Genomic DNA, 26,442 nt, shown 5'->3' with positions numbered 1-26,442 from the left:
TTTGGGTGTGTAATTCTGGAAAGGTCGTTCTGTGCGGCTGGTTTAGTGGAGTGGCACATCGAGAATAGAGAGGCGGTGCCGGTCTGTGCCGGCACCGTGTGCGAGTTAGTCGCTGTGGTGTTGACGCAGAAGTAGAATGACAACGACCATGCAGACCAAACCAGCAATCAGACTGGCGCTGATAGAGCTGGTGAAGCCGAAGACGAGGTAACCGATGAAACTGATGGCGGCGGTCAGTAGTGCATAGGGCAGCTGAGTCGTCACGTGGTCAATGTGATGACTGCCGGCACCGGTCGAGGAGAGAATGGTGGTATCGGAGATGGGGGAGCAGTGGTCGCCAAAGACGGCACCGGCCAATACGGCAGCCATCATCGGCAATATCATGGCAATATCAGCGGCTGCGGCCATATCGCCGGCGATCGGTAGCATGATGCCGAAGGTGCCCCAACTGGTGCCGGTGGCGAGGGCCATCAAGCCAGCGACGATAAATAGGATGGCGGGTAGGGCGCTTGGCGGAATAGTATTGTCGACAAGGCTGGCGAGGTACTTTCCTGTTTCAAGGCTGCCGATCAGGCCGACCAGTAACCAGGCGCAGATTAAGATGATAACGGCGGGTAGCATTGATTTGGCGCCGTGTTTGACTGCTTGGGTGTAGTGATTGAACCTGGGCCCCTGCGGCAGCATTAATAGCATCGCGACGACGACAGAGATCGAGCCACTCCATAGCAGCGATAACGGTACATCGGTTTCGGCAAAGGCGCCCATGACGGTGAAGCTTTTGCCCGCGGCACTGAGGTTGGCGCCACCGGTGTACATGAGGAAGAAGAAGGCGCTGACAGTGAGGGCGGCAATGGGAAGTAGGAGGTTTTTGGCACTGCCGTTGGTGAGCGCGTCATCAAGATTGAGGTCACCGGCGGGTTCACCGTATTGTTTGTTATAGAGCTCGCCTTTGGCTGCGTTAGCCTCGTGTACCTTCATCTGACCGATGTTGATGTTGAAGTAGGCGACGGCGAAAACCATGATGATGCCAAAGATGGCGTAGAGGTTCATCGGAATCATTTCGATGAAGGCGTTGAAAGCGCTCGCCTCGTTGACATGGTGGGCTGCGAGTACGGTTGCGATGAGGCCGATGATGTACGCGCCCCAGCTGGATAGTGGTGAGATCACGCAGACGGGAGCGGAGGTCGAGTCGATCAGGTAGGCGAGCTTGGCACGGGAGACACCGTGCTGATCGGTCAGTGGGCGCGCAATTTGACCAACGGCGAGGGCGTTGAAGTAATCGTCAATAAAGATGACGATGCCGAGCAGGGTGGTGAACAAGCGGGTGCCACGTTTAGTCTTGACGTGTTTGCGTGCCCAGCTAGCAAAGGCCTGTGTGCCGCCACTAATATGTAGCAGGGCGGAAAGTATGCCGAGTAGAATCAGGAAGGTAAGGATGTAGACGTTCCAACTATTGATCGCTCCATCGTCCCAGAATATCGCGAGTAGGTTGCCCCCAAGTAGCTTTGCGGCGGCGAGCGGGTCACCGTTAACAAGTAACAGCGCGGAGACGAGGGCGCCACACAGTAGCGAAAGGACGACGCGGCGAGTAATGAGCACGAGGCCAAGGGCGACGACGGGCGCCAGCAGCGACAACGCTGAATCGTGATAGGAGATGAGTTCCATGAAATCCACTTAGGTTGAGTTATTCAATTTTAGAGTGGAGCCAGGGAGAGACAGCCCAATAAGGAAGGGGTGTCGAACCACTCAGTAGTGCTCCACAGTGATGACTGTGACAGAGGCTATCCTATTCGGATCAGTCTCCAGAGGGTTGCTTTGACCAGCGAGCCTCTTCGGCGGCGATACCTTTCAGCCCTTGTCATTGGAGTCACCCGACAAAGGCTTACTGATCATCGTCGCACCCCTACTGCAGGGTGTATAGATAATAGCGATTCTAGGGGAAAACCCCCTTCACCCCAATGCTATCGCCCCTTATTCTTGATGTGCATCAAGCACATTACTAACCTTTAAGTTGAATGCCATCGCTGCCAAGCGATTAGCTTTATGTGTGTCGGTAGTGGTTGTTATGAATCTGTCTAACGGGGAGGTGGAGCGGTTGCGAGCAGCACGACAATATTGCTGTGCCGATAACGATGCTGTGCCGATAACGATGCTGTGCGGATAATGATGTTGTGTTGATAGCAGTGTGGTGTTGGTAACAATGCTGTGCTGATGACAATGCTGCCAGCCTTAATCTTTATGGGCGATAGTCGTACGTGTGGCGGGCGTGCTAGGCTGGGCTTGCAGTGTTGTGCATGGCGCCTTTAGCTGCGAAACCATAATAATAACACGGGACAACAACGATGAAGCTCGGCTTTAATTCTATGAATACGCTGAAAGACCCCTCGCCGTTTACGTTGGCGAAGGCGCTTGAAGAGCGTGATTTTGAGTCGCTCTGGTACGGTGAACACAGCCATATTCCGATGTCTTTGCGGACGCCCTATCCCGGTGGTGGCACGCTGCCAGAACCCTATAAGGGTATGATGGATCCTTATGTTTCACTAATGGCCGCGGCCAGTGTGACCAAAAACCTTAAGCTGGGCACAGGGATCGCGTTGCTGTTGGAGCGAGAGTTATTTTCTCAGGCGAAGACTATCGCGACCCTCGACCAACACTCCGGTGGCAGAGTGATTATTGGCACCGGTGTCGGTTGGAATGAGGAAGAGTTTTCTAACTGCAGTCAGCTACCCTGGAAACGACGCTTTACTGCTCTGAAGGAAACCGTCGAGGCGCAGCGCTGTTTGTTCAGTGAGCCGGAGCCGGAGTATCACGGCAGTCTAATCGATTTTGATAAGGTTTGGTTCGAGCCTAAGCCACTACAGCGGGGGGGGCCGAAGACGCTGCTGGGGGTGATGGGACCTGTCGGTATTAAGCACGCGGCGCAGTGGGCTGATGGTTGGATGCCGGCCGATGTGGCGTTGCCCGACGTGGTGCAATCGGTACAAGACTTTCGGCATCTCGTAGCTGAGTTTGGCCGTGACCCCAGTGAGGTGGAAATCACCATCGTGGTGATGGATAACCCAACCGCAGACAAGTTGAAGGCTTATCGTGATGCCGGTGTTGATCGTGCATTGATCGGCATCGGTATGGACAACTGGGATAAGCCGGAGATCATTTGGCCCATGCTCGATGAGTTTGCACCGCTGATTCCCGAGCTGTCAGCTTAGTGCATTGTCACTGTTCGTGATAATGCCTCCTGGTAATAGTTCGTGGTAATAGCTCTTAGTCATAGCTTTTGTACAAGAACTGAGTTGTTAACTAGTTTTTCAAGCAGTCGATGAAGGCGCTCATACTTGCTTTGAGTGAGTCGTGGCGCCAGATTAACGCGGTCTGGCTCTGGCTCCAGGGTTGCGGCAGCGTGTGCATCTGGATATTTTCTCGAAAGTGGTAGTACTCGAGCAGCGCTTTGGGCACCACGCCGACGCCCATGCCAGCGGCAACGCAGCTCAGTAGTGCGTGGTAGGAATTGATCTCGATGACCTTGGTGATATTACCACCTTGATTGAGCCACTCGGTGAGTCGATTTCGATAGACACAGCGGTGACTAAAGCCGAGTAGTGTGGCTTCTGGCCCGAGATCACAAGGCTGTTGAATGGGGCGGTGGCCAAGTGCAGAAACCAAAACCAGCGTCTCCTTATAGGCAGGTAGGATGCCGAGCCGGGGGTCGGCGACGGGATCGGCGACGAAAGCCATGTCGAGCTCTCCCGATAGCACCCAGTCAATCAGCTCACCCGTGTTGGCACATTTGACGTTTAGGCTGACTTCGGTAAAGCGCTGATGAAAACACATTAACGGCTCCACCAACCGTGTCGCGGCAACGGCCTCCATGGCACCAAGCTTAAGGGGGCCTTTTGGCTGGTCTTGCCCCAAGTCAGTTACAGCCTGTTCGGCTAAATCAAGGATCTGCTCAGCATAACTCAGCAGCTGTTCACCGGCGGTAGATATACGTAACCGATTCTTCTCCCTGATAAACAGCTTTTTACCCAGCTCCCTCTCCAGCTTTTGAATACGTGTGGTGATGTTGGAGGGGACGCGGTTGAGTTTTTTCGCGGCGAGGGTGATGCCGCCTAATTGAGCGACTTCTTTGAAAACATTAAGGTCGGATAACTCCATAAGGCTCGTCGTTCATTATTTGTGAATATATTTGTCATTATTATTCATTATTAAGGAATCATCAATGACGTTAAGCTCTGTCATCGATTCATGATAGGTGATGGATCGGCCATGTTGATGGCGTGTGCGATGTGATGATGAGGTCTGATAATGGGGGAGATGAAAGTAATGGAAGAGATGAACAAAGGGTATCTCTACGCACTCGCGGCAGTGGTAATCTGGAGTGGCTTTATTTTAGTGTCGCGTATGGGAGGAGTCAGTGGTTTGCTGCCCTACGATGTGATTGCTATTCGCTACGTGACTTGTGCCGCTATATTGCTGCCGATTTGGTGGTTTAAATACCGTTTTTCACTGTTTGACGTTCGGCTTATTGTGGCGAGTATTGTGGGTGGCCTCGCTTATGCGCTGTGTGTTTTTCGTGGTTTTCAGCTGGCACCAGCCTCGCATGCTGCGGTGCTGCTGCCGGGGCTGATGCCGCTGTTCATTATACTGCTGTCGGTGTTGATTAATCGTGAGCCACAGCCGGGTACGAAATGGTTCGGTGTAGCAGTGATTACCTTTGGCGTCGGTGTGTTGTTTGCGGAGCAGTTTTCTCAGACGCAGCAACTGTCTAGTGGGCACCTCTGGTTGGCGGCTGCAGCGTTGCTCTGGGCGTTGTTTTCGGTATTGATTAAGCGCTGGGATATAACCCCTTGGCAGGCGACGGTGAGCTTGGCGGTAGTGACTTCTGTGTTGTATCTGCCGGTTTATTGGTTGTGGTTACCGAAGGCGATTGCCGTCGATCTCTGGCATGATATCTTACTGCAAGCTTTCTATCAGGGTGTCTTGGCGACCATCATCCAGATGATCTTTTATGTTAAGGCTGTGCAATATATCGGCCCCTCTTCTATGGGCGCGATGATGGCTATCGTACCGATCCTATCCGGTGTCGCAGCGCTATTCGTTTTTGATGAGCCGTTAACGACGAGTTTAACGGTTGGCCTGTTGTCGGTGAGCATAGGAGCGTGGTTGTCACACAGTCGCTGGTTTCATCGGCGTCTACAGCGAGACTGGGGTAAAGGTGTGTCGCCGGTGGTGAAAAGTTAGAGGATTAGCTGGTAGGCACAGCTTGCAGGAACAGCTTGTAGGCACAGTTTGTCGGAGTGATACCAAAAAAGATAAGCTTCAATAAACTGTAGCGCGTGATGAAAGTGGGGAAGGGAATGTTTGAGGTTTATCTTTTTGACTGGGGTGACACCTTGATGGTCGACAGCAAAGACACCGCGGGGAAAATGTGTGATTGGTCTGAGGTGCAGGCGATGCCTGGCGCTTATGAAGTGTTAGAAAAGCTGTCTCAGCAGGCGAAAATTTATATTGCGACAGGGGCGTCGTCATCGAGTGCTGATGATATTGAGAAGGCGTTTCAGCGGGTCAATATGAGTCAGTTTATTGATGGCTACTTTTGCCAAGATAATCTTGGCATCGCGAAGGGGTTGCCTGACTTCCTACCGGCGATCATCGCACGTCTTGGTCGACCGCAGGCTGCTATCGCGATGGTCGGTGACAGCTGGCAGAAAGATATGCAGCCAGCCTTGCTCGCCGGCATCCAGCCGATCTGGCTGAGTCAACAGGCAGAAGTAGCGAGCTATCCAGCGATACGGATTATTCGATGCTTAAACGAGCTGTGTTGCCCTTAAGCTAATGGATTAATGGGTTATTTCGCTGTATCGATAAAGCCGTGATCGCTGCTGTTGATGCGGTACCAGGTGGCGATGCTATAGCGAGTCTTCTGTGTCGTTAATACTTCGTGGGGAAACTTTTCGCTGAGGAAGATCACCATCTTGCCAAAGCTCGGTAAAACACTTTCTATTAAGGGTTCTTGCCCTCTCACGCTTTGCTTGTCGATGGTATCGTAGAGGCACAGCTCGCCGCCGTCTGCCTGCGCCCACTCGGGGTTGAGGTAGTAGACGATGGTCAAGGTACGGTTGCTGCGGCCACGGAAGGCATCGATATGTCTACGATAGAAATCACCGGGTTGATAGACGGCAAAATGGCTTTCAGAGTCGAATAAGCCGAGGAAGAGGCGGCGGTTAAGAGCGATGCGCATTTGTTCCAGCCAGGTGAGATAGTTAGCCTCTGCCTGATGTTCGTAGTCTAGCCAGTGAAGTCGGTCGCTTCGTATCTCTTTGGCAAGTAGGTGATCGCCGTGACGGCCAATGCCGGCAGCCTGCCACTGTGAGTCGGAGAGCTCTCTCGCCCGTTGGTAGAGCGCGTGGCTGATTTGCTTGCCGGGGCCGTCCGGCAGAATAATATAGCCATCGTTAGCCAGGGCGTCGGCGACAGTGTCGGCGAGTGTATCGATATCGGCAGTCATAGTCGCTCGGTGTGTCGGTTATGTAATGGGGGTGCATCATACCGAACAATCGTTTTCTACCAAAGTATCGCAGTCAACAGACGGATACTTTAGCTGTTTTCTTGTTGATAATATCTATCGTAGGCGGCTTGGCGTAAAATAGCGTGTCTACAGTCCCCCTTATTCCTTGTCAGTGAAGAAAACAATGAGCGAACAGCCGAACAATCCTCTGCACGGTATTACCTTAAAGACGATCGTAACCGAGCTTGAACAGCATTATGGTTGGGATGGTTTGGCCGACCGCGTCGATGTGCGCTGTTTTCGTTATGACCCGAGCGTTAAGTCGGCATTAAAGTTCTTGCGTCGTACACCTTGGGCGCGGGAGAAGATAGAGGCGCTTTACTTGGCGCTGCTGAATAACCCTTATGGTAAAGATTGAGTGTCTTTTTGCGTTATCCTCGACCCTGACCCTGGTCTATTACAATTTTTTGTTGCTCATGATTGAGGTACGCGTGTTGTTGTTTTGAAAAACCTGAAAAATATCACCGTCTTTTTTACACTTCCCTTTTTTTATTGTTGTCACTTTTCTCTATCTTTTTGAAATATAGAGTCTTGTTTGTGTTGGCATGGCTTGTGCTTTGTCTGTGTGGCTGTTTATGGAAAACACAATGTTTTGTTAGAAAACGAAACGATCAATCAAATTAGGGATGATTATGTTTAATATAAAAAAAATCGTAACGACCATCGGTATGCTTGGGTTTTCTTCAGGCGTGCTTGCCAATACCTTATTAGTGGATGCAAGTATTGATGGGGGGGAGAATATTGTTTCGGTAATAACTTTTGATTTGAATAGCGAATCAAGCATTAATATTGAGACGTTGACCAATGGTTTTGATCCTTATATGCATCTTTCTGACCGCTGGGGAAATTATCTTGCCTCCGATGATGATGGCGGTTTACCGTCAGCCTATGGCTATAATAACTCAAAGTTACTATTGGACTTGTCGATGGGGAGTTATCGTGTCGATGTCCATAATTTTTTATTCGCTGCCAGTGATTGGGGGGAGTTTATGTTGTTGTTGGAGGCACCGAGTGGCGTCATCGAAAATGTACAGGTCTTTCAGTTGGCTGAGCCAGATGAGCTGTTATTTCGGCAGGGTTTCGTACAGGCCCCTTTACCGGGTGCAGCTTGGTTATTTGGCTCGGCAATTGCAGGACTAGGGTTTCTGGTACGAAGAAAATAATAATAATGGAAAAGAGGAGTAGTATCTACTTCTCTGTCTACTGTTTATATGCCTATTTATAGGCATATTCAACCATTAATAATAACTTAAAAAATTTTTCGAATCGTCACTTTACAGCTTTTTCTATTTATGGATATTATGTGCGTAGAGAGAGTTATTCGTTCTAGTATATTGCAGATATTAACTCCCTCGTGGGTCATTAAAAGTAATCGTTTACAAGGTAGGTAGAACTGCGGATAGGCGAGAATAAATAACCTTCATATCATGGTGTTATTCCGTTTATCAACAGAGTTATCAAAACTAATAATGTAGAGCAGAGGTGGCTGATATGGATGATTTCGAATTTGACGGTATATTAGAGGACTCTCCTCATTTTGAAGGTGAGCATGATGGTGATGGCTTCTATCTCGAGGAGTGCCTAGAGGAACAGGTGGACTCGATGTGCGGGCGCCCTCGCCATCAGCGGCTCGACGAGATTGATGAGAAATTACAGAAAGAGCTTGATAGCGAGTTTAGTGAATATAAGCTCACTCATTAAATTGGTCAAACTACCCGCCGAAACCCTGCTTTTGGTGTAGGCTTACAATCAGTTAGCGTGGGGGCTTGCAGTTGTCCAACCTTGTGTTGAGAGCAACCCCATACCTTGTTATCACAGGTAGGGGCCGTTTATGGGGACGTCAGCAGATTGGTTGCCGGCAAGAGTTGAGAAAGAGATTCGTCAGGCTGCCGTAGAGTTAGGTTTCGTCGATACGCCGCTGCGCCAACAGCGTTGCCGCGAGATAGAGCTCGTGTTGGACCAGCAACATTATGTGTACATTTCTCGTTGCAGTGGTGGCCAGCAGAATGTTCTAAAAGTGGTGGTGAGCGCAGAGGACGGTGAGGTCTTGGACAGTATGCTTGACCAGTTAACGGGCACCACCGTGCGTACTCATCGAGCGGAAAACCCCCGACTTTTTTTTAGCAGCGACTATAGTGGCCTTGTTGAATCCGGTAAGTCTCGAAGGCAACACGAGCATGGGGGGTATGGCTATGGTGTCAACATCGCTCAAAACCAAGACGCGTTAGAGCTTTTTCTGTTGGCGATTACCGAGATCGATAGCACGCTACATTAAACGCTAAAGTGTCTAGGCTTCCAGCGGGCTAATGGCGACGACCCATAGTTGCCACTGCTGATTGTTTTGACGATATCGCCAAGTGACATTCTGATCGAATAGTTTCATACCGTAAATGCGACTTTCGTTGAAGGGCTGGTAGGCTGGCTTCGGGTCCTGGGCCAGTATCTGCCGGAGTAGCTTGGCCAGGGCAATGCCTCGGTTTTGCTCAAAACGAGCACAATCCTCTTTCGCGCGTTCACTCAAAGCCACTTCAATAAGCGCCGGTGCTTCGCTGGCGATTAGATTGTGGGCCTCCTCGACGCGGTCGACATAGGGAATATAGGGCTTGATGTCGACGATAGGCGTGCCGTCCAATAGGTCGCAACCGCTGATGCGCAGCGCGGGGCTAGGGCTGGTGATGACCTCGAGTAGTTTGACGACGGATAATCCCAGTGCGTTGGGGCGATGGGTGGCGCGCGTGGCGAAGACGCCGAGGCGTCGATTGCCGCCGAGCCTTGGCGGCCGCACTGTGGGTTTCCAGGCTTTATCGGCGGTGTGGTGGAAGATAAATTGTAGCCAGATGTGACTGGACTGCTCTAACCCCGTCAGTGCTTCGCCTCGGTCATAGGGGGCGGCGAGCTCGATGATGGCCTCAACATCCGGGGCGAGTTGTGGCTGTCGCGGAATGCCAAATTTCTCTCGATAGGGTGAGCGTACAAAGGCGATGGGTTCGATGTGATAGCCCGGTTGCTCTGTACTCATCGCTCTAAGCCCAACATATCGACCACCTTCTCCATATCCATGTGCTCCTCGACACAGGCGCTGAGACGCTCTATGTCATACTCGCGCCTCGCTTGATAATCGATACTCTGTGCTTCTTTGATGCCTGCCCAGCGTAGCAGGCTGGCGAGGGCTTCGCTGTGATCGAACAGGCCGTGCAGGTAGCAGCCGAGGATCTGACCGTCGGCACTGATGGCGCCATCAGTGCTGCCGTTATCGAAGTGGATAGCGGGGCGCTCGAGGGCGCTGCCGGTGGTGATGCCAGCGTGAATCTCGTAGCCGCCAATGCGGGCGCCATCAAAGAGACTGCCCACGGCGCGCTTTAGCTGCTTCTCGGGCTCTAGGGTGGTCTCTATATCGAACAGACCGAAGCCGTCGCTAGAGCCGCTGGCGCTCTCGATGCCTGTGGGGTCGTGGATGTGTTTCCCAAGCATCTGATAGCCGCCACAGATCGCTAATAGTTTACCGCCGTAGCGCAGGTGTTTGTTGATCAGCTCTCCCCAGCCGTGTTGTTGTAATAAGGCTAAATCGTGGCGAACATTCTTGGTGCCAGGGAGAATAATTAGATCGCAGGGGGGGATGACATCGTCAGCGCCGACGTATTGTAGGTCGACCTGTGGGTGCAGGCGAAGCACGTCGAAATCGGTGTGATTACTGATGCGCGGCAGGCGCGGGATGATGATTTTGAGCTCGGCCTGGCTGTTATCTTGGCTGTGGCTGATGGCGTCTTCAGCCTCGAGGTGGAAGTTCTGTAGATAAGGTAAGACGCCCAATACGGGAATGCCTGTGCGTTCTTCGAGCCAGTCGAGTCCTGAGGTGAGTAGCGCAATATCACCGCGAAAGCGGTTGATGACCATGCCTTTGACACGAGCTCGCTCGGTCTCGCTGAGTAGCTCGAGGGTGCCGGTGAGGTGGGCGAAGACGCCGCCACGATCAATGTCGGCGACGAGGATGACCGGGCAGTCGACGGCCTCGGCAAAGCCCATATTGGCGATATCGTTTTGACGCAGGTTGATCTCGGCCGGGCTGCCGGCGCCTTCGACGATGACGGCTTGGTAGTGCTCGCCGAGTCGGCGGTGTGATTCCAGTACGAACTGCATCGCCTGCTTTTTGTAGTCATGATACAGGCGGGCGTTCATGTCACCGATGGCGCGGCCGTGAATGATGACCTGGGCACCGATATCGGTATTGGGTTTGAGTAAAATCGGGTTCATGTCGGTGTGCGGGGCGAGCCGACAGGCTTCGGCCTGTACCGCTTGGGCGCGGCCAATCTCGCCACCGTCTTCAGTAACGGCGCTGTTGAGCGCCATATTCTGTGGCTTAAACGGTGCGATGCGGTAGCCGCGATTGTAAAGCGCACGGCAGAGTGCGGTCGTCAGTACACTCTTGCCGGCGTCGCTGGTGGTACCTTGTACCATCAGCGTGGGAATAGAACGGTTGGCGTCCTGCATGGTGGTCATTGGCTCGTTTCGGGGCGCCGGAGCGGCGCAGCATAGTGTTTGAGTGTGCGGAGGAGATAGGCGCAGATGCCTAGCTGCCGCAGGATAGGGTTAAGCTCACTGTTCGAAGTCATCGTCTTGCCATTGGTTCTCCATCACCACCTGTTCGATGTCGAGACGCTGTCGCCAGTTTTCGGTGGCGAGCATCGGCTCGGGGTAGAATTCATCGACATGACCGATACAGAGGATGGCGATGGGGGAGGCACCGTCGGGGATGCTCAGTAGCTCACGCAGGGTATCGGGCTCGAAGATCGAAACCCAGCCGAGGCCGAGGCCTTCGGCGCGGGCGGCCAGCCACATATTTTGGATGGCGCAGCTGGCGGAGGCCAGGTCCATCTCCGGCATGGTGCGGCGCCCTAGTACATATTGGTCGCGGCGATCCTGCAGGGTGACGACGAGAATCTCCCCGGCTTCGCGAATGCCTTCGAGTTTGAGCCCTCTGACGGCCTGGGATTTCTCGCTGAGCTGCTCGGCGGTGCGCTGTACCTCTTCGGCAAAGGCATCGTAGAGCTGCCCGCGCAGGGCGCGATCGGTGATGCGAATAAAACGCCAGGGCTGCATGAAGCCGACGCTTGGGGCATGGTGAGCAGCAACGAGTAGACGCTGTAAAACGGCCGGGTCAACCGCCTCGGAGGTGAAGTGGCGCATATCGCGGCGTTCGAAGATCGCCTTATAGACGGCGTCACGTTCGATATCGGAATAGCGATGTTTGCTCATAAAGTGTGGACCCGAAGAAAAATGAAAAGCCGCCACTGACAATGACAGTGACGGCTTAGTATAGAGTAAACCGGCCGCCAGTTCAGTAGCGGCGCGGTTGTGTGCCAGTGATTACCAGCTAGGGGTGTAGGCGACGCTCAGCAGCGTGTTGAAACCGTCGTTGTTGTAATTGATATTATAGAAATCAGCATTGGTATAATATTCTTTGTCAAAAATGTTATTTAATGCAGCAGTTACTTGCCACTCTGGGTTGATAGCGTAGCTGAGGCGTAGGTGTGTCAAGCCGTAGCCTGATAGTTCGTTGTTATTTGCACGATCGCTATAGGATGAGGAGCGAATTTGCTGCTCGATAGTGAACGTCCAATCATTCAGTGTTCGGCTTAAGTCGATGTCGGCGGAGTGCTCTGGTCGATTTTGTAAGGTTTTACCTGTGTTGTCATTCTCGGCCATCAGTCGCGTGTAGTTGGCGTTTAATTTCCACTGATAAAACTCGGTCGTAGCGATAAGCTCATAGCCTTTGAGGGTTGCTTTACTGATATTTTCTGGTTGAGAGTAGAATGTCTCGGGGTTGTAGCCCCACTCAATCAGGTCGTCAACGTTGTTGTGGAAAAGGTTGACCTGCCAGTCGACGACATCGTAGTCGCCACGAATAGAGAATTCTTTATTGGTTGAAGTCTCTGGTGTGATGTCTGGGTTGCCTTTAGACCCGCCGTCATTAGGGTAATATAAATCGTTGAAGCTCGGTGCACGGAAGGCGGTACCTACGCTGGTGACGATATTGATGTTGTCTGTCAGGTCAAAGCCAAACTCGGCGTGGCCGGTGTTGTTACGTCCGTAGGTGCTGTTGTCGTCGCTGCGGGCAGAGAGGGAGAGCTGGCTGCGTGAAAAATCCACTTCGTATTGTGCGTAGACGGCGTTGTTGTATCGATTGTCTTTATCGTAGTTGTCGCTTGTATCGATCTTGTCATATTGGGTGTCGATACCGGCGATGATTCGTTGCTGATTGGTGATGGTGATTTCGTTGAGCCAGCTGGCAAAGTAACGCTGAGTGTTGAACTTTGATGCTAGGGCTAATACGTTATTGTTCTCTTCGGAGAAACTGTCTTTGCTAACGTTGCCGTCTTTACTGCCGCCAAACACCAATTCTGTACGCCAGTTTTCAGTGGCTTGTAGTGAGGCTTTTATTGAGGCAGCTTGAACAAGGTAGTCAGTATAAGGATTGATATGCGTGCTTGTCGGTAGAGGGTTGTACTTAGAGTCTGTGGGTTTATTGATATCGTATTCACTTTTCCCCTTGGACTGGTAGAAGCTACCCTTCAATGTGAAATTTTCGCCGAAGTGCTTGCCCAATGAGGCCGTTATGCTGGTGTTGCGAAATGCGTCCTTGTCATCGTTACCGTTGCCCTTTTCAGCCGTGCTGTCGAAGCCTTCGCCCTCGTGATGTGAGGCGGATAATTGATAAAAAGTATCATCTTGCTGCCCTTTGATACCGAGGACGCTACTGAGTGTGTTATGTGAGCCATAGCTCTGTTTGATAATGGCTTTACTATAGTCTTCACTCGCCGTGCCATCATTGGTAAATAGCTGAATAACACCGCCAACAGCATCGGCACCATACAGGCTGGAGCGCGCGCCGCGGACTATTTCGACGCGATCGATACTCTCTGGGTCAATATATTGATAGGCTGTGGAGCCTGTTGTTGCGGAGCCAATGCGAAGACCGTCCAGTAGTACCACGGATTGCGCTGTTTTCGAGCCGCGAATCATGAGTGCCGTTTGTGCACCGGTACTACCACTCTGTACCATATTGACACCAGGTGTCGTGGCCAATAGCGCACCTAAAGAAGGAGGCTGGCGGCGATTGATATCATCTTTATCAATAACGGTGACAGGGGCCAAAACTTTGCTGATGGGGGTTGCGATGCGGTTGCCGACGACGACCATTTCCTCCATGATTTCTTCTGGAGCTTCGCTGGCTAAGGTTGTATTGGCTAACAGGGCATTGGCGCTAACAATCGCCAAAGGTAGAGCAAGTAATGTGTGTTTCATGGTCAATCCCAATCAAGGTCTAGTGTTGTGATTCGCTTTAATGATGCGAATTCGTTACTAACGGATTGGGCGGGGGAAAGGCAGACACTGACGGCTTACTACCGGAGTGGAATTCTGCGATGAGGCCCTCCGCGTCATCGTTATGGATAACTGTCGAGGGCAGGTGTCGGGCTCGCCTTTACTCTTATTAGAGTATCGGCCTACCGTTGCGGGGGCAGCACAGGAATGAGGGCGCGAAGCCGGTACCTGTTTCCCTGAGATTATCAGTGTCATCTATGATTACTGGATAATTCCTCGTTCAGTGGCGGCGACTATACCGGGAGTGCCGGTTCTGGTCAATTGTCGGCGACATGGGTTAAGCGTTAGGCTTGAGCAATCTGATGTCGTCTAACACCTTTTGGTTACACGGGACTTTTATGTTGTGTTGCGCGGCTCGTTGGCAGAGGTAGCCGGTAATAAAGTTGATCTCGGTGTCACGTCCCGCAAGTACGTCAGCGAACATCGATGAGCGATTGGCGGCGGTGATCTTCGCCACGTTTAAGGCGGTCGATAGAGCGGCGGGAACGAGCTCTGCAAGGCCTTCGGCGGCGATAATACGATCGAGCTCTTCAGCGAGTTGTTCGAGTCGTGGGCGAGCTTGGGGGTGGTTGATCAACTCCCCGTTATGGCAGCGATAGAGGGCGGTGAGGGGGTTGATTAGGCAGTTGATGGCCAGCTTCTGCCACAGCTGTCGTTCGATGTGTTGATCGGCGCAGATAGTTAACACGTCGGTTGGCAGCTCGGCGATCAGCGCGCTAGTCTCTGGGGTGTCGTGAGCGTTTTCTGGGTAGCGACCAATGCGTGTGGTACCTGCGCCGGCATGTACCACATGAAAGGGCGATTGCAGATAAGCACCGTCGGTGCTGACACCACAATAGAGTCGAGCATTAGGGTAGTGGTCGAGGATGTGCTGCTGTTGGCCCATGCCGTTCTGTAGGCTCAGGATGATGCAGTCATCGGTTAAGCGTGATGCTACGCTGGCAAGTGCTTGGGCGGTATGCTGAGCCTTAGTGGCGATGATCAGGCGGTCGATGGGATGGTCGTACTGTACTGCTGTGTAGGCTGTTGGCTGGCATTGAAATGTCGTCGTCGAGCGTTGTAGGCTAATGCCACCGGCGGTGCGATAGCGCGTTAAAGCGTCATTATTCCTGACCACGAGGCTTGCGGCAATATGCTGTTGTTGTAAACTGGCGGCCCATAGACAACCGATGGCACCGCCGCCAATAATTACCCAGTGCTGCATATGCTACCCCTGATCTTGCCCGATGATGGTAACCGCCGTCGTTTCACGGGGTTATGTTGCAGGGGCCATAGTAGCGGCAGTAACTGAGCGATGCCAGTACCTGTTGCAGCAGTGCAGCGGGTGATCTTTTGATAATTACAGTGAAAAGGTGTGACAATATGCCCAGTTTTGACGTTATCTCTGAAGTTGATAAGCACCAGCTAACCAATGCCGTTGATCAGGCTCGACGGGTGATCGAGACCCGCTTCGATTTTAAGGGGGCGGATGCCAGCTTCCAACTCGACGGCCTCGTGGTGACCATGCAAGCGGAGGCGGAATTCCAGGTGACACAGCTGGGCGATATCCTGATTGGTACGCTGCATAAATGTAAGATCGACCCCGCTGCGATGGAACTGGGTGACATGACGCAGTCTGGTATGACGTGTCGACAGCTGGCCACCTTTAAAGATGGGCTAGAAACCGACGTCTGTCGCAAGATCTGCAAGTTGATTAAAGACACTAAAATGAAGGTGAAGTCGACAATTCAGGACCAACAAGTGCGTGTGGAGGGCAAGAAACGCGATGACTTGCAGCAGATCATGGCGTTATTGCGCGGCGAAGAGTTAGATCAGCCATTACAGTTTAAAAATTTCCGTGATTAACGGCTTGCCGCCTCGCAGGGCGGCGCTGAAAAGTGGCTTTGACAGCAGCTGGTTGTAAAACGTTGTTGAGCGAACAGTGGCTATTGGCTTACATTAATTAGGCGGTGCGTAATGCAGCCGGCAATTACGCACCCCTAGGAAGGTTATGAAAGAAAAAAAGTTGAGCTTGAAAGAGCTCTTATTAAATAAGAGGATGATGATCTGCCTCTTCAATGGTTTTTCCTCTGGCCTGCCGTTGTATTTTCTTTCTCAGCTGGTACCCGCTTGGTTACGAGATTCAGGGGTCGACCTCAAGACAATCGGTTTTTTCTCGATAGTCTTCCTGCCATTTTCCTTTAAGTACCTCTGGGCACCTTTCCTCGATCGTTATATTCCGCCGTTTTTAGGGCGGCGACGGGGCTGGATGCTGATATCACAGTTCCTGCTACTGGGCTCGATGTGTCTGCTCGCGTTACTGGACCCAAGGATCGATGAGCGTATTGTGCTCTATGTGGGGTTGATGGTGGGATTCTTCTCTGCCTCGCAAGATGTTGTGCTCGATGCCTATCGACGTGAGCTGTTGCCGGATGAAGAGTTGGGCTTAGGTAACTCATACTACGCCAACGCTTATCGTTTATCGGGCTTCATTCCTGGTGGCTTGGGCTTGATATTAGCCGATTTCATGCCGTGGCCGATGGTGTTTATTATTATTTCGTTGTTTATGCTGGTAGGGGTGTTGCAGACATTATTTATTCGGGAGGTGGAGCAAGACATCGAGCCGCCGAAGTCGTTGCGTGAGGCCGTTGTTGAACCCTTCAAAGACTTTTTTCAGCGTGATGGTTTCAAAACCGGCTTGTTGATCCTAGCATTTATCTTCTTCTATAAATTCGGTGACGTGGTGGCGACTGCGTTATCCACGCCTTTTTATATTGATCTTGGTTTCAGCATGTCGGTGATCGGTACCGTCGCAAAGGTCGTTGGCTTGTGGTCAATGATTATTGGCGGTTTTATCGGTGGTTTGGTGATGTATCGTGTAGGAATTAACAAGTCGCTATGGCTGTTTGGTTTTATTCAGATGGCGACGATCCTAGGGTTTGCAGCGCTCAGTGAGATTGGTGCCAACGTTTACGCCTTGGGCGTCGTCGTTGCATTCGAGTATCTGGGGGTTGGGCTCGGATCGGCAGCGCTGATGGCCTTTATTGCTTCTTGCACCAATAAAAACTTCACCGCCACACAGCTGGCGTTGCTGACATCGTTGTTTTCGATCCCCAAGATTTTTGCCGGTCTTTTGGCGGGTGTATTGATTGAAGGGGTCAGCCCTACTGACGGTGTTTTCTATAGTATCTTCGGAGCGGTCGGCGGTATTGGCTATACGCACTTCTTTTTCATCTGTACCTTGTTGGCGGTACCGGGTATGGTGCTGCTTTTTTGGGTTGCTCCCTGGGGGCAACGGCGTGAGGCCGATGAAAAGCAGCTAGTAGATGGCGACGGTGAGGCGAATTAGGTTGATGTTGGGGTTGTGCTGATAATGTTATATGCGGGTATCTTCTCCGCCACAACGCGAGGTTAGGTGGTGCGCTGGCAGCAATATATTCTATTACTACTATTGTTACCTTCCTTGGTGATGGCAGATACGTTGTGGATGAAAAATGGCGACCGCATCAGCGGCAAGATGACGGCTGTGCTGGGTGATTCTCTATCGTGGTCCAGTGAGAGTTTTGGTGAGTTAAGTATCGACTTGACCAACGTAAAGGCGGTGAGTAGTGAAGAGCGCTTTGACGTTGATATTACGGACTCCCCGCGACTGTATGGCTGTCGCCCTTTCTACGAAGACTCGAGGCAATGGCTACAGTGTAGCCAATATACGCTGACCGTATTAGCGTTTGCGGATATTGAGGAGGCGACGGCGGCGGCAGTGGACGGGCCACCACAGCCGGTCCCGACCAGTTATACTGGCTTTATTCGTTTGTCGGCGGAGAGCTCGCATGGCAACAAGGAAGAGCTCGATGTTAACGTAAGTGCCGAAGAGAGTATTCGTCTCGTCGATACTCGGCATATTATTAGTGGTGAATACCGCATTGAAACCGATGATGAAGAGCAGACCGATAAGCGTCAGCTATTGAGCTATCAGTACAATAAGTTTCTGACCCCGGTGTGGTTCCTCTCCGCGAATACCAGTGTCTCGAGTGATGACTTTAAAGATATTGAATCGCGTTATGTTGCCGGTGTGGGTTTTGGTTATCAGTTCTGGGAGACTGAGTTTGTCGAGCTGTCGATGGAAGCGGGTATTAACTATCTACGTGAAACCTACCATATTGCGGAGGAGGACCGTAATCGGCCAGCGTTTCGCTGGGCGACCAATTATCACTGGTACCTTCAGGGGCGAGATAAGGGACCGGATCTGTTCTATAAGCACGAGTACTTTGTTTCTATGCTCGATAGTTCAGATTGGGAAGTGTCGGCATACGGTGGTGTCAGCTACCCGATTAGCGACAGGTTGAGCGCCTTCGTTAGCCTGCAGCTTGATTATGACGGCCAACCGCCTGCGACCAAGGAGGCCGGTGACCGGATATGGTTGTTGGGTGTCGATTACGGTTGGTAGCCAATTCCTTTTAGGCTTCGATGTTGGCTTTGATAACGCGATAAAAAAGCCCTGGCAATCGACGATTGCCAGGGCTTTTTGTCGTCAGATGCATAGAGTTTAGATGCGAATGCCGCCATCCATCTCGATGACGCGACCTGTGAAGTAATCGTTTTCTAGAATATAGGCGGCGGTTAGGCCGATTTCTGCCGGTTCGCCTAGACGCCCCATAGGGATCATCGAGGCCATCTTTTCGAGCGCCTCAGGCTTCATGGATGCGACCATCTCAGTGGCGATGAAGCCCGGCGCGATGGCGGCGGCACGAATACCGTAGCGTGATAGTTCTTTCGCCCATGTGACGGCCATGGCGGCGACACCGGCTTTGGCGGCAGAGTAGTTGGTTTGGCCGAGGTTGCCGGCCTTAGAGACACTGGAAATATTGATGATGCAGCCCTTGGTGCCGAGCTCAATCATCTTGGTAGCGGCTTCTCGGCCACAGAGGAAGACGCCGGTCAGGTTGACATCGATGACAGCCTGCCATTCTGCGAGGCTCATGCGCTTGCTGACTTCGCCGTTCTTTGCTTTCACCATCAGACCATCGCGTAGGATGCCCGCGTTATTGATTAGGCCATGCAGATTGCCCATTTGTTTGACAATATTATCAAAAGCTTGAATGACGGCATCTTCGTCGGCGATGTTGGCGATAAAGCCCTGTGCGTCGCCACCAGCTTCTTGACACAATGCAATGGTCTCGTCGATCCGCTCTTGGTTGAGGTCGATGAGGGCGAGTTTGGCGCCTTTGCCCGCGAGGCTGACAGCCATAGAACGGCCTAGGCCCTGTCCGCCGCCGGTAATCGCAATGACTTTGTCTTGAAGGTTCATACTGTTGCCTTGTCTTTTTGTTAGTAGTCGCTTTTGAGAGAAGAAAGCGGAATTTAGCAGTTAAAGGCTGTGAATTTTGCCGTATTTGACGATAAAAGGCAAAGCCAAAGCAAGACATGATAGTAATAATGTTATCGGCCATTTAGAGCAAAATCGTTGGTCGATCTCGTTATTAATCACTGTTTTAGCCAGTTGAGCGGGGCCATACATGACCACTACTTGAATTTATTGCCGCTCACCACCATATTGTCACTACTATCGGTATCGCGTGACTCAGCAGTTTGGCGCATGATGCTGACCACTATTTACTAGAAGCCTGCTACGAGGTATTGGATGCGCTTTTTATTTATGATGTTTATTGTGGTTCCTATTGTTGAGATGTACCTGTTATTTCAGGTCAGCGGCGTGATAGGGGCCTTGCCAACCATTGGCTTGGTGTTATTGACCGCGGTTATTGGCTCTTGGTTATTGCGTAAAGAGGGCTTGTCAACGCTATTTCGTGCTAATCAGAAGATGCAGACAGGGCAGATTCCGGCGAAGGAAATGGCCGAGGGTATTGCGATCGCGGTTGGCGGTGCACTACTACTTACACCAGGTTTTGTCACCGATACGATCGGCTTCTGTTGCCTGATCCCCGGTATTCGTCGGCCCCTCATTAGTTTGATCGCCAAGCGTTTGGTGGCTGCCGGAGGTAAGGTTCATGTCAGCAGTATGCATGTAGGGGGAGAGGCAAACCCCTTTGGAACCCCCGGTGGCGACAGGAATAGAGCCGGGCATCGCGGAGTTGACGACAAAGATGTGATCGAGGGAGAGTATAAGCGAGAAGACTAGCTTGCGGTTGTGATGATTTTTTTTCAGAAATTTGCAGTTTTTTGCCGATTAAACGTTGAAATGACCGCATCGCTCCCCCACATAGAAAACATCATAAGGATGTATGGGCTTAAATTAGGCCTGGCATTAATTTAATAGTAAAAACCTAAGGCTACTGACGCCTTAATATGAGTATCTTTGGAGATATCGACAATGAAACTTCGTCCACTACATGATCGTGTTGTTGTTCGCCGTAAAGAAGAAGAGACCCTATCAGCGGGTGGTATTGTGCTGACAGGCTCCGCAAAGGAGAAGCCAAATCAAGGTGAAGTCGTCGCCGTCGGCAATGGTGCGTTACTAGAGAGCGGAGAGAGCCGTGCAGTGGCTGTTAACGTCGGTGATACCGTCGTGTTTGGTCAATACTCTGGCAACGCCATCACTATCGAGGGTGAGGAGCTGATCATTATGAGCGAGAGCGAGATCTTCGCGGTAATTGAAGCTTAATACAACCGACTCATCTGCGAGCAGTAGCACAACTAACGGTGCCATTTTATTGCTCGCATCCACAGATTAATTATTGAAGGAATTCTATCATGGCTAAAGACGTACTATTCGGTGATGACGCTCGCCAGAAAATGCTAAATGGTGTCAACATTCTAGCTGACGCAGTAAAGACCACTCTAGGGCCAAAGGGCCGTAATGTCGTTCTCGACAAGGCTTTCGGCGCACCGACCGTCACTAAAGATGGTGTCTCTGTTGCTAAAGAGATCGAGCTGAGCGATAAGTTTGAAAACATGGGCGCACAGATGGTGAAGTCTGTTGCGGCACAGGCTTCTGACGTGGCTGGTGACGGTACTACGACTGCGACGGTTCTGACTCAGAGTATCATCAACGAAGGCCTTAAGTCGGTTGCAGCGGGTATGAACCCAATGGACTTAAAGCGCGGTATCGATAAGGCGGTTGCCGCCGCTGTCGAGCAGATTAAAGCTGCAGCGATCCCTTGTACTGATACTAGCGCTATTGCTCAGGTAGGTACTATCTCTGCCAACAGTGATAGCCAAGTGGGTGATCTTATTGCCGATGCTATGGGTAAGGTTGGTAAGGAAGGCGTGATCACTGTTGAAGAAGGTAACGGTCTTGAGAATGACCTCGATGTCGTTGAAGGTATGCAGTTTGATCGTGGCTACCTGTCTCCTTACTTCATTAACAATCAAGAGAGCATGAGCGCCGAAGCAGAGAACCCGTTCATTCTGTTAGTTGATAAGAAGATCTCTAACATCCGTGAACTGTTGCCGATCCTTGAGGCGGTAGCGAAGGCTTCTCGTCCGCTGGTGATTATTGCCGAAGATGTTGAAGGCGAAGCATTGGCGACACTGGTTGTTAACAACATGCGCGGCATTGTTAAGGTGACTGCTTGTAAGGCACCAGGTTTTGGTGATCGTCGTAAGGCAATGTTGCAGGATATCGCTGTATTGACTGGCGGAACCGTGATTTCAGAAGAAATCGGCTTGGACCTAGAGCAGGCTGGCCTTGAAGTATTGGGTCAGGCTAAGCGCGTTACTATGGACAAAGAAAACACTGTCATCGTTGACGGTGCGGGCGACGCAGCTAACATCTCAGCTCGTGTGAACGAAGTACGTGTACAAATCGAAGCGACAACCTCAGATTACGATCGTGAAAAACTGCAAGAGCGTGTGGCTAAATTGGCCGGCGGTGTTGCCGTGATCAAGGTCGGTGCTGCGACTGAGATCGAGATGAAAGAGAAGAAGGCCCGCGTTGAGGATGCTCTGCATGCGACACGCGCTGCCGTTGAAGAAGGTGTTGTAGCAGGTGGTGGTGTAGCGCTGGTTCGTGCAGCAGCAGCCATAAAAGGCCTTAAGGGTGACAACGAAGACCAGGACCACGGTATTGCTGCGGCGCTACGTGCAATGGAAGGTCCATTACGTCAGATCGTCTCTAACGCAGGTGATGAAGCGGCAGTGGTTCTTGATAAAGTCGCTAGCGGTGAAGCGAGCTACGGTTATAACGCGGGTACCGGCGTCTACGGCGACATGATCGAGATGGGTATTCTCGACCCTGCCAAGGTGACTCGTACTGCACTACAGGCTGCGGGTTCTGTTGCTGGCTTGATGATCACGACTGAGTGCATGGTGGCTGACGCTCCTGTTGAAGGTGGTGCTGCTGCAGCCGGCGGTATGCCTGATATGGGTGGCATGGGCGGCATGGGTGGCATGCCTGGCATGATGTAATCAGCCTCTGCGCTAATCTAGCTTGTTAGAAAGACCCCGCCTAGTGCGGGGTTTTTTGTTTTGGTGCTTTGATATTGTTGGCATTGATATTGTTGGCATTGATATTGTTGGGGCGCTGGTGTGAGCTTGCCAGGATAAGCGCTTCGTAGAGAGGGGCTTCAGAATTACTTTTGTTGTTTTTTGCGGAACTCGCACAGCGATACAACGTTGTCGGGGGGAGGCAGTGCCTGCGAGTCGTCAATGCAGGAAGGAGCGTTGTCTGCAAATACCTGCTCACTACGCAGTTGTCGAAAGCTGTCACGGATGATGTTGAGGTCTTCGGCGTTACCATCACAGTATTCTTGCATCCATTGCCCCAGCATGCCGACTTCAGGGAAGAAATATTGCGTGCTGGCCTTACTACTGCGCTGGATCTGATTAACCATCTCGTCGAAGGCCATTGCCTGCTCGTGATCATTCGGTAGCAGGCCGATCTCTTCGGATTGTTCACGGAAATAGCGTAGGACGTCATTAATATGCCCTTGTACGCTACGGTCGGAGCGCTTAAAAAAGGCAATGCCATCGTGTTCTGAAAGGAAGCTATCGGTCATGATGGGGAAGAAGGCGGGATCGAAAATGCCCAGTTGTTCTCCCAGCCAATACATATTATTGAGTAGCCTTTCGGTAAACAGGTTGACGAACGTTTCGCTATCCCCTCGTATCAAGTCGCTGAATGTCATGCTAAAACGTGTATTGACTTCCATAGCGATGAGACAGTATTTACGGTCGACAATAATGGCGTGAACGAGCCATTGTGATAGGCGTGGTGTATTCCCCTGTTCATCGACAACGTTATGGATGTCCTGCTCAATTCTCGGATTGGGCGGGGCAATGACGGGGCTAAATTGAGTGCCGGCGGTGGTCTTGCTAAAGAAGTCGCAGGCAGCTTTTGTGCAGTTAAAAATGAGCATAGAGGCAGATACCGTGTCTGTTATCAGCCCATTGTACCTATTCTTACTGAGATAAAAAAATGCATAGAGGTCTGTGATGAAATGTTGATCGATAGTGATCGAATAAACTCTTTTCTAGCGTTGTCTCATAAGGCAGGGAATAGCCGTTAGCCGATTAAATTTGATCGTTTTTCAATCAGTCGATGTTGTGATTTGTGTGTTTTAGTCTCAGCCACTCTTTGTAGCAGGAGGAATATCTTTCTCAGCCGCATAAAAAAATTTCACAAGTTGAGGGGCTTCTTGAAAATCACTGTTGAGACAATAAACCCCCAAAGCTGAATAACTTATGTCACTTATGGGTGAGTTTTTCGTACGTAGGATACTTTCAAGAGGGTTTTTAGACTGTCTTTTTTGTTTAATAATTGTTGTTTTGTGACGGACTTCGGTGTAAAACTTGTTGTATTGCATTAGGTATATCGTTTTAGAACGATGATGTCGACATAACAAAAAAAACGGATCTAAGGGTTGCGCCATGTCTACCGCTCTACTTGTTGATGCTAGTTGTGATTTGCCACTTGATTATATTGAAAGCAATAATATCCACATCCTTCCTATTACGATTAGGATTGATGATAAAGACTATCTTGATGAAAAAGACCCGGAAAGCTTAGCTTATTTTTATAGCCAAGGCCTGCTGTCACGTGAGCGAAAGGCGGCTTCAACGCCATTTAGTAGCGAGCAAACATCGGATTATGTTCTGGATAAGCTCGTCAACAGCCACGAATTTGCACTGTGTATTTCCGTGACTAGATTGCGTAGCCCTATTTATGACTTTATGAATGATGCGGCTCGACGTGTGATGAATGAATATCACAATCACCTAGAGCGACCAGGGCATTTTGCGATGCGGGTGGTCAATAGCGCTAATATGTTTACAGGGCAGGGATTGCTGGCAGTGTATGCCGTTGAACTTCTTAAAAAGGGTTTGAGTAAGTCGGAGCTGAGAAAGAATGTTGAGGACTTTAAACAGTACATTACCGCTTATTTGGTGCCCTCGGACATTTACTATATTCGTGCTCGCGCCCTAGAAAAGGGAGAGAAGAGTGTGAGTCTGGGGGCTGCTCTCGCGGGTAAGATGCTCGATATTCATCCGGTGTTGTGCTGTCGCAACGATGAGACTTTCCCTGTCGCAAAGAAGCGTGGTCATGAGGCGGCGCTGCAAGCAATGTTTGAGGCAGTGGCAGGTCAGGTGAAGGAGGGGTTGAAGTTTCCCTTCGTAGTGGTAAGTGTGGCAGGAGAACTCGCGACTTTAGAAAACTACCCTGGCTATAAACTCGTTGTTGAGGCTTGTGAAAAGCATCAGGTCACGTTGATATCTTGCGTGAGCAGTCTAACGGGCGGAGTTAATATGGGGCCTGGAAGTATCAATATCAGTTTCGCTGCCGAGTCACACCCTCTGGCAAAATAACGTTTAAGAGATACTTTTGTTGATGTTCGTTCAGCTGCCTAGTGGCAGCTGAGCGTCGTCGTAAAAGGTGGTTTAAAGAACATTAGTCATCACTCTCAAGGCCTTCCTTATAGGCAAGAATATCCCCAGGTTGGCATTCAAGCGCGATGCATAATTTATTCAGTGTTGAGAAACGAACGGCTTTGGCTTTTCCGTTTTTCAATACAGATAGGTTTTGTTCGGTGATACCAACGAGTTGAGCGAGTGTTTTTAGGCGGAGTTTTCGTTTCGCCATCATCACGTCCAAATTAATATGGATACTCATCATACTTCCTTAAATTGTCTGTTTATTTTCATCGGCAATGTTCTGCCCTTCCTTCATCACCCAAGAAATAATTAAGACTAACAGACCTAGTATGATAGTGAGGACATCCAAGCCAACAAAGCTGATGCTAAGCACCCTTTCGCCCGGTGGATTGTTGAAAGATAAAATAACCGACATTAAAGCACCATAGAGCAACGAACCACCGACCCAGAAGAATAAGCTGTAGCCTAGTTTTCGGTAGTAATCGGTATTCTGCAGCGAAAATATATTGTTCTCTTCATAGTTACGAAATAGCCGAATTAACACACTCAAAGCATAAAAAGGTATGCAGGCCATTAATAGGCTGACGGCTAAGGCGAGCATACGTGTCGTCATCGAGAGGGGGAGCTGGGTGTAGTTAGCGATATCGAAACTAAACTGAATAAGCCCGCTGTCACTAAAGATGTCTGCTTGAGTGCGTACCGTTAACCAGAAATAGGCGACACAGCAAGGAGTCGCAATAAGCAGGAATTGGAAGAAGCGGCGAACCCGCCGACTTTGAATTTGAAGGTTGGACATTGTCTGTTCTCTGGTTGAAGTTGATGGCGGTATATTAGGGGCGAAGCTATTGTTAGTCAATAATTAGTTATCGTTTTTCGATAACTTTTTCATGCTAAAGAATGTTTTTTGATGGTTTTATGTTCATTCTGATGAGCAGTATACTTTGTCTTTTTGATAGATTTTAGCTGCTTAGTACTGGTTTCTCAGGGCATTGCTTCCACTTGTCTAGGGGAGAAGGCATAATCGTCACGAGCCTTGATCGCTCAACATTACTGTGTGTTGTTAGTTGTTTTTATAATCGCGATATTCGTGTCAAGAGGAAGGTGCCATGGGGTGGAAAAACACCAGTGAGCGGTGGGGGGCTGTGAGTATATTCATGCATTGGTCTGTGGCTATTATCGTCTTCGCTTTGTTTGCGTTGGGTTGGTGGATGACAGATTTAACTTATTATGACAGTTGGTACCAGCAGGCACCGTTTATACATAAAAGCGTTGGCTTACTGGTGTTTTTGCTGCTGTTATTACGTTTGCTTTGGCGCTGGCAGGATCCCGTGCCTTTGGCCATGGTGTCGCAGCCTCGCTGGGAGCTGTTGGCAGCGAGGCTGGTACATTTTCTGCTTTACGTGCTGTTATTGGTGATTGTAATCAGCGGTTATCTGATCTCTACAGCAGATGGCCGGTCGATTAGTGTCTTTGGTTGGCTAGAAGTCCCTGCGACATTACAGCAATTACCGGGTCAGGAGGATGTTGCGGGTGCAGTGCATTGGTATAGCGCTTGCTCGTTGATGTTTTTGGTGCTGTTGCATAGTATGGCGGCTTTGAAGCACCAATTTATCAACAAAGATGGAACTTTGTCACGGATGCTGAGACTAACGAATAAACATAATAGAGAATGATTACCTTGAGAGGTT

At 50.6% G+C, this 26,442-nt stretch carries 27 protein-coding genes and 2 riboswitches; of the genes, 15 read left to right on the top strand and 12 right to left on the bottom strand.

Annotated elements, in window-relative coordinates:
- Positions 1 to 105 precede the first annotated feature (105 nt).
- Positions 106 to 1,665 carry a Na+/H+ antiporter NhaC family protein gene (locus tag EDC56_RS08470; RefSeq protein ID WP_123712105.1) on the bottom strand — a complete coding sequence of 520 codons (1,560 nt, stop codon included), beginning with the start codon at positions 1,663 to 1,665 and terminating at the stop codon, positions 106 to 108.
- 77 nt (positions 1,666 to 1,742) lie between these two features.
- Positions 1,743 to 1,914: riboswitch (Lysine riboswitch) on the bottom strand.
- Positions 1,915 to 2,342: 428 nt separating this feature from the next.
- On the opposite strand from EDC56_RS08470, the gene EDC56_RS08465 reads away from it, so the two are divergent.
- Complete coding sequence (locus tag EDC56_RS08465; RefSeq protein WP_123712104.1) at positions 2,343 to 3,206, top strand: TIGR03619 family F420-dependent LLM class oxidoreductase; 864 nt, start codon at positions 2,343 to 2,345, stop codon at positions 3,204 to 3,206.
- 91 nt (positions 3,207 to 3,297) lie between these two features.
- On the opposite strand, the gene EDC56_RS08460 is transcribed toward EDC56_RS08465, so the two are convergent.
- The gene (locus tag EDC56_RS08460; RefSeq protein WP_123712103.1) at positions 3,298 to 4,152 is read right to left on the bottom strand and encodes a LysR family transcriptional regulator; all 855 of its coding nucleotides are present in this window, start codon (positions 4,150 to 4,152) and stop codon (positions 3,298 to 3,300) included.
- A 150-nt stretch (positions 4,153 to 4,302) separates the two neighbouring features.
- Between EDC56_RS08460 and EDC56_RS08455 the strand changes: the two genes are divergently transcribed.
- A complete protein-coding gene (locus EDC56_RS08455) occupies positions 4,303 to 5,238 on the top strand; it encodes a DMT family transporter (RefSeq protein ID WP_211333619.1) in 936 nt (311 codons plus the stop codon).
- Between the two features lie 116 nt (positions 5,239 to 5,354).
- A complete protein-coding gene (locus tag EDC56_RS08450) occupies positions 5,355 to 5,828 on the top strand; it encodes an HAD family hydrolase (RefSeq protein WP_123712101.1) in 474 nt (157 codons plus the stop codon).
- Between the two features lie 17 nt (positions 5,829 to 5,845).
- Here the strand turns inward: EDC56_RS08450 and EDC56_RS08445 are convergent, their stop codons facing one another.
- Positions 5,846 to 6,505, bottom strand: coding sequence for a 2OG-Fe(II) oxygenase (locus EDC56_RS08445; RefSeq protein ID WP_123712100.1), 660 nt, complete (start codon positions 6,503 to 6,505; stop codon positions 5,846 to 5,848).
- A 184-nt stretch (positions 6,506 to 6,689) separates the two neighbouring features.
- Between EDC56_RS08445 and EDC56_RS08440 the strand changes: the two genes are divergently transcribed.
- From EDC56_RS08440 to EDC56_RS08425, 4 genes are all read left to right on the top strand, one after another.
- Positions 6,690 to 6,923, top strand: a complete 234-nt coding sequence (locus EDC56_RS08440; RefSeq protein WP_123712099.1) for a VF530 family protein — start codon at positions 6,690 to 6,692, stop codon at positions 6,921 to 6,923.
- Positions 6,924 to 7,197: 274 nt separating this feature from the next.
- The gene (locus EDC56_RS08435) at positions 7,198 to 7,728 is read left to right on the top strand and encodes a hypothetical protein (protein WP_148059358.1); all 531 of its coding nucleotides are present in this window, start codon (positions 7,198 to 7,200) and stop codon (positions 7,726 to 7,728) included.
- A gap of 328 nt (positions 7,729 to 8,056) precedes the next feature.
- Positions 8,057 to 8,266 (top strand): hypothetical protein, encoded by a 210-nt coding sequence (locus tag EDC56_RS08430; RefSeq protein ID WP_123712097.1) that lies wholly within the window; start codon positions 8,057 to 8,059, stop codon positions 8,264 to 8,266.
- Positions 8,267 to 8,396: 130 nt separating this feature from the next.
- Entirely contained in the window at positions 8,397 to 8,840 is a 444-nt protein-coding gene (locus EDC56_RS08425; RefSeq protein WP_123712096.1) for a hypothetical protein, read from the top strand.
- Positions 8,841 to 8,852: 12 nt separating this feature from the next.
- Here the strand turns inward: EDC56_RS08425 and tsaA are convergent, their stop codons facing one another.
- The 5 genes from tsaA to EDC56_RS08400 form a co-directional block, all read right to left on the bottom strand.
- Positions 8,853 to 9,584 carry a tRNA (N6-threonylcarbamoyladenosine(37)-N6)-methyltransferase TrmO gene (tsaA, locus tag EDC56_RS08420; protein WP_123712095.1) on the bottom strand — a complete coding sequence of 244 codons (732 nt, stop codon included), beginning with the start codon at positions 9,582 to 9,584 and terminating at the stop codon, positions 8,853 to 8,855.
- On the bottom strand, positions 9,581 to 11,062 hold the full coding sequence (locus EDC56_RS08415) for a cobyric acid synthase (RefSeq protein WP_245980670.1): 1,482 nt from the start codon (positions 11,060 to 11,062) through the stop codon (positions 9,581 to 9,583). The genes tsaA and EDC56_RS08415 overlap by 4 nt, the downstream gene beginning before the upstream one ends.
- 96 nt (positions 11,063 to 11,158) lie before the next feature.
- Positions 11,159 to 11,818, bottom strand: a complete 660-nt coding sequence (gene bluB / locus EDC56_RS08410) for a 5,6-dimethylbenzimidazole synthase (protein ID WP_123712093.1) — start codon at positions 11,816 to 11,818, stop codon at positions 11,159 to 11,161.
- A gap of 111 nt (positions 11,819 to 11,929) precedes the next feature.
- Positions 11,930 to 13,867 carry a TonB-dependent receptor plug domain-containing protein gene (locus EDC56_RS08405; RefSeq protein WP_123712092.1) on the bottom strand — a complete coding sequence of 646 codons (1,938 nt, stop codon included), beginning with the start codon at positions 13,865 to 13,867 and terminating at the stop codon, positions 11,930 to 11,932.
- A 141-nt stretch (positions 13,868 to 14,008) separates the two neighbouring features.
- Positions 14,009 to 14,156: riboswitch (cobalamin riboswitch) on the bottom strand.
- Positions 14,157 to 14,222: 66 nt separating this feature from the next.
- Positions 14,223 to 15,149, bottom strand: coding sequence for a ketopantoate reductase family protein (locus EDC56_RS08400; protein ID WP_123712091.1), 927 nt, complete (start codon positions 15,147 to 15,149; stop codon positions 14,223 to 14,225).
- Positions 15,150 to 15,307: 158 nt separating this feature from the next.
- On the opposite strand from EDC56_RS08400, the gene EDC56_RS08395 reads away from it, so the two are divergent.
- From EDC56_RS08395 to EDC56_RS08385, 3 genes are all read left to right on the top strand, one after another.
- A complete protein-coding gene (locus tag EDC56_RS08395) occupies positions 15,308 to 15,790 on the top strand; it encodes a YajQ family cyclic di-GMP-binding protein (protein WP_123712090.1) in 483 nt (160 codons plus the stop codon).
- A 145-nt stretch (positions 15,791 to 15,935) separates the two neighbouring features.
- Positions 15,936 to 17,273, top strand: coding sequence for an AmpG family muropeptide MFS transporter (locus EDC56_RS08390; protein ID WP_245980669.1), 1,338 nt, complete (start codon positions 15,936 to 15,938; stop codon positions 17,271 to 17,273).
- 69 nt (positions 17,274 to 17,342) lie between these two features.
- The gene (locus EDC56_RS08385; protein ID WP_123712089.1) at positions 17,343 to 18,371 is read left to right on the top strand and encodes a DUF481 domain-containing protein; all 1,029 of its coding nucleotides are present in this window, start codon (positions 17,343 to 17,345) and stop codon (positions 18,369 to 18,371) included.
- Between the two features lie 99 nt (positions 18,372 to 18,470).
- Here EDC56_RS08385 and EDC56_RS08380 read toward each other — a convergent pair whose 3' ends face one another.
- Entirely contained in the window at positions 18,471 to 19,232 is a 762-nt protein-coding gene (locus EDC56_RS08380; protein WP_123712088.1) for an SDR family oxidoreductase, read from the bottom strand.
- Positions 19,233 to 19,565: 333 nt separating this feature from the next.
- Between EDC56_RS08380 and EDC56_RS08375 the strand changes: the two genes are divergently transcribed.
- The 3 genes from EDC56_RS08375 to groL all read left to right on the top strand — a co-directional run bounded on the left by EDC56_RS08375 (position 19,566) and on the right by groL (position 22,291).
- A complete protein-coding gene (locus EDC56_RS08375; protein ID WP_123712087.1) occupies positions 19,566 to 20,063 on the top strand; it encodes an FxsA family protein in 498 nt (165 codons plus the stop codon).
- A gap of 192 nt (positions 20,064 to 20,255) precedes the next feature.
- Positions 20,256 to 20,546 carry a co-chaperone GroES gene (locus EDC56_RS08370; RefSeq protein ID WP_123712086.1) on the top strand — a complete coding sequence of 97 codons (291 nt, stop codon included), beginning with the start codon at positions 20,256 to 20,258 and terminating at the stop codon, positions 20,544 to 20,546.
- A gap of 86 nt (positions 20,547 to 20,632) precedes the next feature.
- Positions 20,633 to 22,291 carry a chaperonin GroEL gene (gene groL / locus EDC56_RS08365; protein ID WP_123712085.1) on the top strand — a complete coding sequence of 553 codons (1,659 nt, stop codon included), beginning with the start codon at positions 20,633 to 20,635 and terminating at the stop codon, positions 22,289 to 22,291.
- Positions 22,292 to 22,455: 164 nt separating this feature from the next.
- Here the strand turns inward: groL and EDC56_RS08360 are convergent, their stop codons facing one another.
- Positions 22,456 to 23,241, bottom strand: coding sequence for a DUF6933 domain-containing protein (locus EDC56_RS08360; protein WP_123712084.1), 786 nt, complete (start codon positions 23,239 to 23,241; stop codon positions 22,456 to 22,458).
- Positions 23,242 to 23,752: 511 nt separating this feature from the next.
- Between EDC56_RS08360 and EDC56_RS08350 the strand changes: the two genes are divergently transcribed.
- Positions 23,753 to 24,688, top strand: a complete 936-nt coding sequence (locus EDC56_RS08350; RefSeq protein WP_123712082.1) for a DegV family protein — start codon at positions 23,753 to 23,755, stop codon at positions 24,686 to 24,688.
- Between the two features lie 82 nt (positions 24,689 to 24,770).
- On the opposite strand, the gene EDC56_RS08345 is transcribed toward EDC56_RS08350, so the two are convergent.
- Positions 24,771 to 24,992, bottom strand: coding sequence for a helix-turn-helix domain-containing protein (locus tag EDC56_RS08345; RefSeq protein WP_123712853.1), 222 nt, complete (start codon positions 24,990 to 24,992; stop codon positions 24,771 to 24,773).
- 9 nt (positions 24,993 to 25,001) lie between these two features.
- Positions 25,002 to 25,550 carry a DUF2975 domain-containing protein gene (locus EDC56_RS08340; protein WP_123712081.1) on the bottom strand — a complete coding sequence of 183 codons (549 nt, stop codon included), beginning with the start codon at positions 25,548 to 25,550 and terminating at the stop codon, positions 25,002 to 25,004.
- Between the two features lie 310 nt (positions 25,551 to 25,860).
- On the opposite strand from EDC56_RS08340, the gene EDC56_RS08335 reads away from it, so the two are divergent.
- Complete coding sequence (locus EDC56_RS08335; RefSeq protein ID WP_123712080.1) at positions 25,861 to 26,427, top strand: cytochrome b; 567 nt, start codon at positions 25,861 to 25,863, stop codon at positions 26,425 to 26,427.
- The last annotated feature ends 15 nt before the right edge of the window (positions 26,428 to 26,442 follow it).

It is taken from the genome of Sinobacterium caligoides (assembly GCF_003752585.1).
GTDB lineage: Bacteria > Pseudomonadota > Gammaproteobacteria > Pseudomonadales > Sinobacteriaceae > Sinobacterium > Sinobacterium caligoides.
Note: the sequence above shows the minus strand (reverse complement) of the source record. Positions and strands in the feature narration are given on the sequence as shown.